Source organism: Candidatus Pantoea communis, from assembly GCF_011752685.1.
GTDB classification, from domain to species: Bacteria; Pseudomonadota; Gammaproteobacteria; order Enterobacterales; family Enterobacteriaceae; genus Pantoea; species Pantoea communis.
Genome location: NZ_VWXC01000015.1, coordinates 106047 through 119521, shown reverse-complemented (window position 1 = coordinate 119521; position 13475 = coordinate 106047). Strand labels below are relative to the sequence as shown.

General features: G+C 47.7%; 9 protein-coding genes. 5 read left to right on the top strand and 4 right to left on the bottom strand.

From position 1 onward, the window contains the following. Positions 1 to 23: 23 nt before the first annotated feature. Both F3J37_RS19310 and F3J37_RS19305 read left to right on the top strand, forming a co-directional pair. On the top strand, positions 24 to 1685 hold the full coding sequence (locus F3J37_RS19310) for a methyl-accepting chemotaxis protein (RefSeq protein WP_034823409.1): 1662 nt from the start codon (positions 24 to 26) through the stop codon (positions 1683 to 1685). Positions 1686 to 2432: 747 nt separating this feature from the next. Continuing rightward, positions 2433 to 3599 carry a methyl-accepting chemotaxis protein gene (locus tag F3J37_RS19305; RefSeq protein WP_166935119.1) on the top strand — a complete coding sequence of 389 codons (1167 nt, stop codon included), beginning with the start codon at positions 2433 to 2435 and terminating at the stop codon, positions 3597 to 3599. A gap of 391 nt (positions 3600 to 3990) precedes the next feature. On the opposite strand, the gene F3J37_RS19300 is transcribed toward F3J37_RS19305, so the two are convergent. Genes F3J37_RS19300 through budA form a run of 3 tightly spaced genes read right to left on the bottom strand, consistent with a single transcriptional unit; the run spans position 3991 to position 7259 of the window. Next, a complete protein-coding gene (locus F3J37_RS19300; RefSeq protein WP_034823407.1) occupies positions 3991 to 4764 on the bottom strand; it encodes a (S)-acetoin forming diacetyl reductase in 774 nt (257 codons plus the stop codon). Between the two features lie 18 nt (positions 4765 to 4782). After that, complete coding sequence (gene alsS, locus F3J37_RS19295; RefSeq protein ID WP_034823406.1) at positions 4783 to 6462, bottom strand: acetolactate synthase AlsS; 1680 nt, start codon at positions 6460 to 6462, stop codon at positions 4783 to 4785. A 14-nt stretch (positions 6463 to 6476) separates the two neighbouring features. Further along, complete coding sequence (gene budA / locus F3J37_RS19290) at positions 6477 to 7259, bottom strand: acetolactate decarboxylase (RefSeq protein ID WP_034823405.1); 783 nt, start codon at positions 7257 to 7259, stop codon at positions 6477 to 6479. Positions 7260 to 7363: 104 nt separating this feature from the next. Here budA and F3J37_RS19285 point away from each other — a divergent pair, with 104 nt between their 5' ends. Further along, on the top strand, positions 7364 to 8251 hold the full coding sequence (locus F3J37_RS19285) for a LysR family transcriptional regulator (RefSeq protein ID WP_034823404.1): 888 nt from the start codon (positions 7364 to 7366) through the stop codon (positions 8249 to 8251). A gap of 75 nt (positions 8252 to 8326) precedes the next feature. Here the strand turns inward: F3J37_RS19285 and F3J37_RS19280 are convergent, their stop codons facing one another. After that, positions 8327 to 9226, bottom strand: coding sequence for a GGDEF domain-containing protein (locus F3J37_RS19280; protein ID WP_034823403.1), 900 nt, complete (start codon positions 9224 to 9226; stop codon positions 8327 to 8329). Between the two features lie 2970 nt (positions 9227 to 12196). Here F3J37_RS19280 and F3J37_RS19275 point away from each other — a divergent pair. Both F3J37_RS19275 and F3J37_RS19270 read left to right on the top strand, forming a co-directional pair. After that, positions 12197 to 12802 (top strand): DUF2913 family protein, encoded by a 606-nt coding sequence (locus F3J37_RS19275; RefSeq protein WP_034823402.1) that lies wholly within the window; start codon positions 12197 to 12199, stop codon positions 12800 to 12802. A 218-nt stretch (positions 12803 to 13020) separates the two neighbouring features. Beyond that, on the top strand, positions 13021 to 13167 hold the full coding sequence (locus F3J37_RS19270; protein ID WP_155287978.1) for a hypothetical protein: 147 nt from the start codon (positions 13021 to 13023) through the stop codon (positions 13165 to 13167). Positions 13168 to 13475 lie beyond the last annotated feature (308 nt).

The following is a 13475-nucleotide window of genomic DNA, read 5'->3' as shown; positions in this document are numbered from 1 at the left end:
TTAACTTTTATACCAGGGCTCATATGACCATTACACAGCGATTATTGATGGCGTTTTTTTTGTTGGCTGTATCTCTCTTATCGATTGTTGCCGTTTCACTTGCAGTGATTTCGGGCTTCCAGGCGCGATTCGAATATGTACAGGCCAATGCGATACCGAGTATCAAGGACCTGAACAAATCCATAAGTACCACGAATCAGCTGGGTATTGCGCTGTACCGTCATCAGACGGCTTTAACGAAAGCTGACCAAGACGCCGCACAAGAAAGGATCAACGACCTGCTTCACACACTGAAGTCACTTACTGATTATTACATGGCGAACGATATCTCCAGTGACGAAGATAAGGCTATGACTGAGCAGGCATTCCGTAACATTGATGCCGTTCGTGCTGCCCTACCCGCGTTCTTAGCTGCCTCAGGCAGTAATAATGATGATGCAGCTTCCTTGGCTCTACTCAGGGGGGACAAAGGTGTGGGTGCTGCCACGAGAGAAATGGAGTCACAATTCACTAAACAAATTGATTTAAATATTCAAATTGGTGATGGACTACGAGTCGTTAATAAGAAAATTTATTCTCAGACGTTCTGGATAATGACCTCTGTATCGGCAGGAGTTATCCTGGTTCTTGGCATATTTTGTATCAATATCGTTCTGGGTATAAAGCGCAGCCTGAACAATCTTCAAAATACAATAACTGACGTCAGCAACCACCTTGATCTGACGCAAGTGGCTTCCGTGATCAGAAATGATGAAGTAGGAAAGACGGCATCGGCGTTTAACAATCTGCTCAAAAGGGTCTCCTCAACGCTTTTATCGGTGAACCAGGCGGCACACTCAGTCAGTACGGGGTCAACACAGATTGCCGCAGGAAACGAGGATCTTTCATCTCGTACAGAACAACAGGCGGCGTCGCTGGAACAGACTTCTGCAAGCATGGCTACCCTGAGCGATTCTGTTCGGCAGAATGCTGAGGGAGCTTTTGAAGCAAGCACACTGGCAAACAATGCTAATGATTTATCCCGTCAGAACAGGAGCGCAGTCAGTGGGATGCTGGAAACCATGTCCGATATCCGCGGGAGTTCAGCAAAAATTTCTGAAATTACGGGACTGATTGAAGGAATTGCTTTCCAGACCAATATTCTGGCGCTTAATGCTGCGGTAGAGGCCGCGCGCGCCGGTGAACATGGAAGAGGGTTTGCGGTTGTTGCCTCTGAGGTGCGTAATCTGGCGCAGCGTTCTTCTACTGCTGCACGTGAGATAAAGGACCTGATTTCACTTTCCGTTTCTCAGGTCGAACAAGGGCTTCAGCAGGCAACGCATGTTGGCGGTAACACAGAGAACGTCACCAGTGCGATTCAGCAAGTTGCAGACCTGGTTAATGAGATTGCGGCCGCAACATCTGAACAGAGCAAGGGCATCGAGCAGGTCCATCTGGCCATCGGGCAGATGGATGAGGTCACCCAGCAGAACGCCTCTTTGGTTGAAGAGGCTTCTTCAGCCTCAAAATCACTCCAGGAACAGGCTGAAACACTGTCAGGACTGGTGTCCACTTTCATCCTTGATAAAAATCAGGCCCATGCCGGGGTAAGTGTCAGGCCGGTAATCAGAAAAAAATTACAATTGCAAAAAATGCCTGATGTGATTGCTGCTAATGTGAGTAAAGTAAACTGGGAAAGTTTTTAAATTCTCCGGCTATTCTTTAAAAACAGGTTTATCATAAGCGCTGGTACGCCAGCGCTTTCCCGAGTTCTTATAGTTAATATTTATGAATCTGAATCTTCTGCACATAAAATGCTCAGAACAGATATGACAAGCTAATACTGTTAAAATTAGCTGACTTGTTACGGATAGCTGTCCTGCTTTAACAGGAAAAATCAATCTCAAAAATGGTATTTTCATCAATTGTCCAGAGTCAGAAAGTTGAAGATTTTATAGAAAACAGCACAGTCATTTATCTATTTTGGATTAATAAAACTGTACATAGCGTTAATTTCTAAATGTCCGACACTGATACTCCATTCATCCAGCGTCCTCGGGGGCACACCATCGCCGATGTTAATTTTTAGTAATCAAAGAATAAGACCTTGAAGAAACTTCGTATCTAAAATTAGCCCAAAGAAACCTTAAATTATAAATAAACAGTGACTTTTTCAGTACTGGGATTTCAGGGTCATGACTGCCTTATCGATGAACAGTAGGTAGCGTTGCAGGAGAACTAACGCCTGTTAACCCGAGCTGTTTGCTTTAGCTGCAGGGCATTATTATCAACAGAAAAATTATGAAATCCTGCGCTGACGACAAGTGCATGATAAGGCCATTTTAATACAGTTATTGTTACAACTTAATTTAATTCACTGAACTTCTGACTGTAGGCGCCGATATGACATATCAGTCTTATTTTGTGCCGATGTAAATTAACCAGGAGAAATAATGTTCAAAAAATTACTACAAAAAAAGCCTGCCATAGTACAGGTTAAATTAGCTATATCTGAAGTACCAGATATTCAAGAGCACTACGCATATCACAGTGACACTGAACTACTGAAGTGTGTGATGGAGATAGGGCATGAATCCGTCTGGTACATTCAGTCACCCGACAGGAACAGTGATTCGCCCGTATTTTTATCGCACTCAGCCCGTCGTCTTTTAGGTCTGACCCCTGATGAAGAAGTCGGAACGCATTCTCTTATGCAGAGAGTTCATACACAGCATCAGGATGCTTTCACAGATTTCGTTTTCTCTTCACTCAGCCATGGTCCGGCTAAAAAACCGCTTCAGTGCATGGTCAAAACTGACAAAACCAATTTTCAGTGGTTTCTATTTCAGGCAAAGTACTGTGTGGAATTTTCGCCTCCGCGCTTAGTAGGCATTATCAAAAATATTGAACAGCAGACCACTCAGGCACGTCTTTTTGATATTGTTTCCACGCGCTTTGACCTGTCGCGGGAAATGCTCAACGACGGACTTTGGGATCTTGATATCATTGGAGGCAATCCGCTTAATCCTGATAACGTCTTCTGGTGGTCACCGCAGTTCAGAAAACTGCTGGGTTTTGAAACTGTCGAAGAATTTCCGGACGTGATGGACAGCTGGGCTTCACGCCTTCATCCCGATGACAGGCAGGCTGCACTTGACGCTTTCGTTAAGCACCTGATGGACTACAGCGGCAAGACAGGTTTCGATATAGAATATCGCCTTAAGCTTCACAGTGGTGAATACCGGTGGTTTCAGGCTCGCGGTCAGACAAAGCGCGCGCACGACGGTACTCCGCTCCGTGCCGTCGGGGCGCTGATTGATATTCAGGCCCGAAAAGACCGACGGCTGCATGAAGATAGCGAGGTCAGGAGGAACATTCAGACAGCTGAAGCAGCGAAAGAAATTGCCGAACTGGTCTCAGAGAACGGAAATATTGCTGCACAGATCAAACTTATCTCTCTCAATGCCAGTATCGAAGCGGCAAGGGCGGGTATACATGGGCGTGGCTTCTCCGTAATTGCCAGTGCTATCAGAGGACTTGCGGAAAGGACGGCAGATATAACAGGACAAATTTCCCGTCTACAGAAACGCATACAAAGTTTTTCTGATAGTACTGACTAGTTTCATGAGCATTGATTCTCTGACGTTACTTAACCGTCTTCACGGACTGACCTTTGGACCTTTTCATCTGATGAAGGATCAGGAAGGTATACAGCCTTATGTGTTCGAACCTCTTTTAGCAGAAGTGCGCCTTTGCTGATTGATGAACAATTTACGTCAGCCTGCCAGAGCGTTTTGATTGTGAGGGTCTGGCTGGATCAACTTGCTTATGGTTAACCAATAAGCTGCCTCTTACCGCCTGATGATTCACATTGGGCCTTTTGGCTGAGATCTGATACCAGAATGCAGACTGCGTATTTAAGACGAGATGCCTGGTTAAGTGCCTCCTCCTGGTCTTGAGCATGGCTAACTGCTTACTCACACAGGAATGTGAGTAAGCACAATTGAGGAATTAGTTGAATACCATTCCGCCATCGATGAGTAGCGATTGGCCGGTCATGTAGTTGGAATCAGGCCCCGCCAGGAATGACACACACGCGGCCACATCTTCCGGCTCGGAGAGTCGGCCCAGCGTAATTCGTTTTGCAAACTCTTGCGTGCCAAAGCCTGCTGGTTCCCCCGCAGCTTGAGAGATTTGTCTGTCAATGGATTCCCACATGGGGGTTTTTACAATACCCGGACAGAAGGAGTTAACAGTAATACCTCGATTTGCAAGGTCTTTTGCCGCCGTCTGCGTGAGCCCGCGAACGGCGAACTTACTGGAGCTGTATACGGCCAGATCCGGATTCCCCACATGCCCTGCCTGAGAGCAGGCGTTGATGATTTTACCGCCGTGTTTCTCCGCGACAAACGCGCTGATTGCTGCCTGCATACCCCAAATCACACCCTTTACGTTGACATCATAAACCTTATCGATGATCTCCTCGGTGATATCCGCTATAGGAGTTGATGGCGCAATACCAGCATTGTTCACAATTACATTAAAATCCCCCAAAACATGGCGTGCTTCATTAACGGCATGAAAGACCTGCTCGCGCTGGGTGACATCAACCCTTAGTGCTATAGCTTTTCCTCCCGACCGGACTATCTCATCAGCGACATGCTGTGCTGTTTCGACATTAAAATCCGCGATGGCAACCGCAAAGCCGTCTTTAGCCAGGCGTATGGCAATAGCTGAGCCGATACCCTGGCCGGCTCCGGTCACAAATGCGACTCTGTTTTTCATAATATTTTCCTTTTTAAATCAGAGAATTTGGCTCAGGTGCAACTGACTCATCAGCAGCGGGTTGTCGCTATAGTCGACCGGGATTGCAACCACTGAAGGGCCGCTGACATCCATCGCGCTGCGTAACGTTGCCTCGAGTTCTTCTGCACAGTTAACTGCGAAACCGGTGGCGCCGAATGCTTCGGCATAGGCTTTAAAGTTAACCGGGCCGAAGTTGACGCCTGATATACGCTGATACTTTTTATCTTCCTGCATCGCGACCATGTTGTAGGCGTTATCGACCCAGATGATGTGCAGAATATTGGCTTTTAGCCTGACGGCAGTTTCCAGCTCCATGCTTGACTGCAGAAATCCGCCGTCCCCGGAGACCGACACGACTTTGCGTGAAGGATCAACTAACCAGGCTCCGATAGCCCATGGCAGAGCGACACCCATAGTCTGCTGTCCGTTGGAAATCATAATCTGGCGCGCCCGGAAACTGTACAGATAACGTGCTATCCAGATATGGAAGCTGCCCATATCAACGGTAAGACTGATATCAGAGTTAACGATGTCCTGCATCGCACGTACGATGCGCAGTGGGTGCAGTGCAAACTGATTCAGGCTGGCGCCTTGCATGGCCAGCAATTGCCGTTGGTGCTGTCGGTCTTCCAGTACAGAAGAAGCGGCGTTGCTGAGTTGAAGTGGTAAGTGAATGTGCGCGGCAATCTTGCCTACGGTCTGCGCTATATCGCCTACTAGTTCAGCGTCGGGCAGGTAGTGGTTATCTGTATCAGCTGGTAACACATCTATATGCACCAGAATCGCTTTACCACTGTTCCACATGGCCGGTTCATACTCCACCGGGCTGTAGCCAATAGTGATGATCAGGTCAGCCTGCTGCAACAATCTGTCACCGGCCTGGTTATTAAATAATCCTACACGACCTGCGAACCGAGAGAAGTTCTCCTGTCTGACCGCGCCTGCAGCTTGATATGTACTGGTCGCAGGGATCTGGCTTTTTGACAGTAATTCATGGATTGCGGCACTGTTTTCTGGCTGGCTGGCCATCAGTCCCAGCAAAATGACAGGATTTTTTGCCCGGCTGATTTCCTGGCCGACAGCGGCAATCAGGCCATCGGGAGCGGCACCCAGCTTGACGTGCCCATGGTTTTTCAAAGGGCTACCGGAAACAGGCTGATCGATAACATCCTGTGGCAGGCTGATAAATGCGCCTCCGCCGCGTCCATTTTCAGCATGACGAAAGGCATTCGACACACATTCGGGCAGTGCGGCAGGGTCTGTCACCTCAACAGCATATTTAGTGACCGGACGAAACATCGAAACGGTGTCCATGCTCTGGTGAACCTGTTTAGCGCTATCCGACCGTTTAACCGCTCCTCCTATTGCCACCACCGGATCCCCTTCACTGGTCGCGGTTGCCATACCGGTAATCAGGTTAGAGCAACCCGGGCCGGAGGTAACGAGTGCGACACCTGCATGTCCCGTCAGTCTGCCTACCGCGGCGGCCATAAAGGCGGCATTTGCTTCATGCCTTACGGGGATTAGCTGAATGGGTGAATCCAGCAGTGAATCAAATACTTTGTCTATTTTGGCTCCGGGGATCCCAAACACCTGTTTTACACCTTGTGCTTCAAGCTGCGCGACAACTAAATCGGCGCCGCTATTCCAGAGAGCATTATTGTTCAACGTTTTCATTTTGCCTCCTGCTGTTAGCTTTCGACGGACCGAATGGCTTCATCAAGATTGTGAGGATTGAGCTCTGCCCGAAGAAATTCGTTGTCTCTGGGTAATTCAACGATAAGCTTGCTAATCGCGCCGAAGGTCAGATTTCCCTCTCTGAGCACGTAATCGAGGATGTGCCCACCACCCTGCCGGTCATCAGTAATGAAGTGCTCGTGATAACCTGCTACGTTGATTCCTTGCATGTATTGCGGTGTGCGAAAGCCGATTAATTCACCCAGGGTGTCCTTGAAGGTGAATGTGGGCTGATTACCCAGTACTTCAGGCATCGAGCGATAAGGACGGCACTGACAGGGTACTGTTCGTGTCTGAACAGTATGGAAGTGTCCGCTGATGCGCATGGCGCAGAATTGATTGTCTGAGGTGACTTTGCTGTTGATAACCTGATGAACATCTTCTCGTGTAGCAGTTTCGGCTAGGCGGTGATGATACTCTGGTTTGAAAAAAGTCATCACAGCAAAAGGCGTCTTTTGACCGGGATTAGCAGGGTTGGCGGTGCCATCAGAGCGTAGTTGATAAACATTACTGTCAAAGGCAATGAGTTCTCCATCTAGCCGATTAAAGGTCCCCAAACCAAAGTCACCTTGTTTCAGCAGCTCGGAAACTGTAGTTGAACCGTCATAAACCCCACTAAGTAATGCGCTCATGAGTGAAGTCTGATAGATGATTTTTTCTGGTGAATCATCATTAATTTTTTTAACAGTTTCTCTCAACTGTTCATCGCATTTAGACTCAGATACAAAGTTATACATTTGCCACCTCGCAAATCGATAGTTAAGCCGTCTTAATGTCATCTTGGTCTTTTTAGCTGACCGAATCCAATAGCGAAACATGTTAACTTTGAGACGTTTTTGATATGGAACTTCGCCATCTGCGTTATTTTATTACTGTCGCTGAGACGCTGCATTTCACTCGTGCCGCTGAGGCTCTGGGCATCTCTCAACCCCCGTTAAGCCAACAAATTCAGCGGCTGGAGCATGAAATTGGGACACCTTTACTGAAACGTCAGACGCGGGGTGTTGAACTCACCGAAGCAGGCAGGGCATTCCTCAATGATGCCTTAGAAATTGTGCAGCTTGCCGATCATGCGCTTGAGAGAGCCCGCGGCATGGCTAGGGGCATAAGCGGACAAATCCAACTGGGTTTTGCCAGTTCGGTGGCCTTTGGGGCGCCAGTTTTTGAACTTATTCATCGATTCAAAACGCATTATCCGGCGATGGAACTCATCACCCGGGAAGAGAATATGGCTTTGCTGATGCAGGATCTGCATGATGGATTACTAGACGCAGCATTTATTCGCTTACCTTGTGAAAGCAGTAAATCGTTTAATCTGAAGGTTATAGCAACTGAGAGAATGATGATTGCTTTACCTGCAGGTCATCCATACAGTCATCAACGCACCGTTCCGTTGGTGCATCTGGCGGATGAAACATTGATTATGTTTCCGCGTGAAGTCGCTCCCAGTCTTTATGAACTCATCGCCAGCACATGCATACGCGCAGGATTTACCACCGCGCGATTTCTTCAGGCGCCACAAATAATGTCTTCTCTTGGTATGGTAGGGGCAGGATGTGGGATCGCATTAGTGCCTGAGTCAATGTGCTGTGTGAACAATCCGAACATCGTGATTTGTGAGATTGAAAACAACACCCTATACACTGATATAGCTTTTGCCTGGCGGCACAGAAATCCCTCTAAAGCAGTATTGCATTTACTTAAATTATTAGACGCACAAAGAAATTAGCTTAAAAATCCCGACTAAAAGACTTCATAGCTTGAAAATTAAAAGGGCATCTCGCCCTTTAAAAAATCAGATATTTTAACTGCGATAGCGTTGACTATACATGATACAGTCTCTTCCAGCACTTTTTGCCCGATATAGAGCATTATCAGCAGATGTAATAGCAGCGGAAGATGAGTCCTCTTTCTGCTTTATTGCCACTCCAATACTTAACGTCACCCCGATACTTCCATTGCAACTATCTGAGACTGAAGTTTTTATATTCCTGATAACATCTTCAGCATTTGTGTTATCAAAAATAATAATAGCAAATTCTTCACCCCCAGATCTTGAAATGAAAATTTCATCTTTCACAAACGAACTCAGCCTCAGGCCCATGTTTCTCAGCACCTTATCTCCAGCCTCATGACCGTATGTATCGTTGATTTTTTTAAAATGGTCAATGTCTGCAATGCAAATTGTACCAGCCCTGCTTTCAAGCTCTCTAAGTTTAACATTGAGGTGTCGTCTGTTTGGTAATCCGGTCAGTTCATCAGTTAATGACAGACTGACTGCGGATTTATAATTATGATTAACATAGGCTATGAATTTATTGAACGAATAAATGATAACCAGCATGGCTGGAACATATAAAAGAGCGGCAATAACAGATGCTGTATCCCTATCAATCAAGTTAAGGCCCCCAGCCATAGACGCAAGGGAAGAATTCAGGAGAAAAAATAAGCTTACCCTGAAAGCCAGCAGATGTATATCTCTCGACAATATATTGAATGATTTTCTAATAAACCATACCATTACTGTTACAGTGCAAGAGTTTATAAAGAAATAAAAATTTATTTTTGTTGTGTCACCTATCACCAAAAAAAGAATGGCTATCAACGCAGTCATAAAACAGGTGTAAATAATTATCATTCTGTAAAGAAGGCCTTCTGGGGACTCTACCTCATGAATGAGCTTATCATGTATTTTAAAATTCATCACACCGACCTAAATTAAGTTAAGGGAAGATAGTACCACGGAATGGACAGTCTAGGTTATATTTTGTGCTAACGCAGTTAGGATAACTTCACCTGAATAAATAAATTTTTCTCAGTTCAGTAGTGCTGACCACATAATTTGATAAAAACGGTCAATTAGTTTTGACGCTTTATTTATATTTTTACTTTACATATTCGAGCTTACTGCATATTCAGCAGGATTCTGGTAATTCAGTGATAAATCTGATTCGGGAACCTTATAGTGCTCTCGGCCGCCCTGAAGCTTTTCGGTGACGATTCAGCGCTTTTCAATTATTCAGTAACAGTTATGGTGCCGGGAGGCCTCCCGTGGCTAAGAAACATCACAACCTGTGTCGCTTCATTCTTTCACGTGTCCTGCTGTTTACCCCCACCCCATAGGGTGATATATACAATAATTTTTAATAGCAGGTTGCCGGAACGCGGGGTGCCTTCCGGTAGACGAAGAACAGCCTCCCTCATCCGCAAACTTGCGCTGGCTCTTATCTCATGCCAAGCCATATGGGAGGATTTGTTCCGACTTTGAAATGTCTGCGCCGCCGGGTGCCTCCCGGTGAGTAAGCCCAGCCCGTCTTACCCGCTATTAGGCTTGTTGCCACTCAGGAGAGTGATTGCTGTCGCCGCATCGCTTAGAGGGATACGCCGCATTGATAACAATCTAAAACATATAATAAAAATAATAAACCCTGACGCATTGCATCGTGGAAAGCTCAGTTGAGCTCTGGAAGAATTAATACAAACAAAAAGCCCCTACGGTTGAGGAGGGGCTTCCGGCCTGATATGCGAGATGAATGATTGGACTAGCGAATGAAACACATCAGGCAATTTAATTTTTACAAAATCTCTTTTTTAATGTCAAGCATCTTTATTGAAAAATACACAGCCTGAGCGGTGACCTGGATTTGATGCGCTCTTTTGTCGTTAATTGTTAAATAACAGTTCATCGCCAGAATTAGCGCATAGGACTTAGGCTTAACCGGGGCTTGCCTAAGCTGTAGAAGAAGATTCAGGTCGCGGATTCCATTTAAAAGATTGATCTAATTTTTTGAATAGCAGATGTTTTCTGCTGATTTCATCCTGTACATGCCGATTGCTTTCCACCATGGTTTTACCCTGACGGGCAGGACACTCGCTGACCCCGGAAGTTAGAGTACTGGCTGTAAAGACCTGCCCAATGATATATGCCGGGATCCCGGCAAAAATGTCCGCAATATGGCGATATTATGTTGATAAATTGAGCCTGAAAGACTGACGAATATCGTAATGCGGTGAGGGTTACGCCCTGATGTTAAGTAGAATACCTCAAGTAAGCCTCGGGCGAAAATATCTCTTGCGGTGACTCAGGACCAGGCTGCAGCTCAGCCAGTTCTTTCAGCATTCAGAGAGAAGCGATGACCGGCTTCCAGTGAGGGGACCACAGGATTAAAGACCTTATTGTTGCGCACTCCCGCATGATACTGCCCCCCTCGCCTATTGCCGAGGCAGGTCGCCTCCATGTCCAGAATGCCGTTAGGTAAAATAATACGCTGGAAAAGCGAAGGGCTCACGTCCTGTGATGTCAGTCCACATAGCAGGCTCCCTCGTAACCTTGGCTTCGTGCACAATCTCGTTTTTTAGTCCATGGAACTTCACTTACGGCCTCTAAATTAAAAAGATGATTTTGCAGATATTTTTTGACATGTCTTGAAGACGATCTAGGTTATCGGGGGGCCGGAGCAGTTCCGGACCTGGGTGCAATGGAAAATTGCATCTTTTACCGTGCACTGGCCCGGTTTTTGACTTCACCGCGAAAAAGGTAAATTTACGCTCCCTACGCCCTTCTGGCAGCGCAAGCCAGTGGATTATCCTGTAGTAGCGTATTGCAGCATTACCTTGCATAAGTAGTGAATGGAAATTGCTTCAAGTGGCATCGTACTTACCGCTTCCCATTCGGTCCTGTGCGTAAATTGCCACTATCTGGCTGTCTTCAGACCTCACTATATATTCAGTTCAGCTCATACCTTCTCCGTATTACTGGCATTAAATATGAACCCCGTTAAGGTATTGCGCAAAGCACCTTCCATTTTTCAGATAACTGAAAGTCTGCCGCTTTATCTTTCGGCTCTGTGATGGGTACTGGCGTAAAGAGGATACAGACTAAATATTAACGTTACGAAAGTTAAAATCGCAGCAGGTGCTATGCTCAATGTGCGGTGAATCCCTCTAGCGACGGGGCCAGACTACACAAGTACAGCAGGAATACAGGGGCGATTCAGGTGGTAGTCTCTCTGAATCACCGGGAGGCACCCGGCACCGCAACTTTTTACAACTGCTTCGCAAAAAAGGCCATGACCCATCTCAGGAACAGGTAACGGCTGCCAGCGCAACAGAATTGCTGACAAAGTGCCGCATCTCATTTGTCAGCCTAATAGCCCCACCGCGCCCAGGCTCCAGTGTAAGTGTTTCGGCATCGCTACACTGATGCCGTTGCCGCACCATATCAGGTGATGTTCATGGAGCCTGAGGGTGGCAAAAGGTTGGATGGGCTCCGCCGCCGATTGTGACTATCTCATATCCTCATCGTCCGTCTGCAAGGGATGACGCTCTTTTCTGCAGAGCCATAATACTGCCTCTAGCCTGTCAGGTAATGCTATCTACGGAGAAGAAATTTCCCGGGAGCATCTGATGCTGTTGCCATTGCATCTTTACGCGACCTGTAAGCGCGAAAGGTTGACCCTATCCCCCGTATTCAGGAGGCCGGTAACTGACAGCCGCGCCGGATAATGATACAGAGAATTATGATTCGTGTCGGGCGGGCTGCTGCTGGCTTCAGCCCGCCTTTAAAGCTGAAGGTGCCTTACGCCCGGTTCATTTACCTGAACATGAATGATGTCTTACAATGTTTTTTTCAGGTGCCTCCGTTTGCGGGAGGAACTGTATTAAAGGAATACCCATGGACAACGGTAACCTCGGAGTCAGTCATCTTACCTGGTGCGGGCTGGTTGCTCTGCATACGGCCCGCCGCGACGGGCTCACTAGTTCAGCCGCGCAGGATAATCTTTTTCTGGTCAGATGGCTGGCTGTGGCTGAGAAGCAGCGACGCTTCTCCAGGGGGCTGGCCGGCGATATCAGCTGGCTGATGAAAGAAGGACGCGGGAAAGGGCTGCAGGCTGACCTGCCCGGCAAGCTGGACTACCTCTGGCGCGCGGGAAGCGGCAACCTGGGAGCACAAAACGACCTTTACCGCCTGCAGCACGCGCTGCAGGCGGTAAAGCTAACAGGCTGGATTTATATGGTGCTGGCCGGGCGCGAATGGTGCGGCCGGCACCAGCTACGGCTCAGCCCGACGGTGTCCGGCGTGTATCTTTGCCGCAGCGCGCTGGACAAGGGATTTGATGAGCATGGCCGACAGACAGCACCGCTGTCTGCACGACTCACCGGCGAATTGCCTGCGCTGGATGCCATACTGAAGCGATCGGGCTGGCGTCGGGTGCCAGTGCCCGGTAACGACGCGCTGCTACACCACCTGCTGGCGGAGGATTTCCCTGCAGAGTGCTGATAGCTTGCGCGCCCATCCGTACAACGGTATCAGGGCAATTTACGGGGCTTCATTCGCCCTTTAACAACATTAAACTGAGCAGAATTCATACTCACCATGCCCGCCGCGGAGTTACCCTGAGCTTAATCCCTCTCAGGCTGCGGGTCGCCTCGCTTGAGACAACAGTTTCCTTAAAAGCCTGCATTTCATTACCTGACACGGCATCAACTGGAATTCTGATGAGAAACCATGAATATGAAACCGTTGAGGAAATTTTTTATGATGCCTGTTTCGCGGCCGGCACGTGCTGCCTCAGGCTCGCCAGCGAGGGCGGGGAATTAAATCGTGAGCGACTGGCCATCGAGCTGATGCAGCTCTTTAAGTAAAAACAGAGAAGAATATTCCCATTCTTTGCTGTTCGCCATTGAACAGCTCCGCGACGAGCCAGATCAGTAACTGGATAAAGAATCATAGTGAAACGCCCGGCACAGCTTTCGTCTTCGATAGCCTCAGCAGGTCAGCCCTAACCGTCAGGGATTGGCTAAATCAGGTCCCTGCCCTGATGAAGATGACCTGCCTTTCTGCTAACCGTGTGCCACATGAACGCCTTTTCAGTCAGGCTGCGTCATGCGCGATTTCTTCTGCCCGGCCGCGCGACGTCTCCGGATTCAGCTACTCACGAACGGCGTCAGGA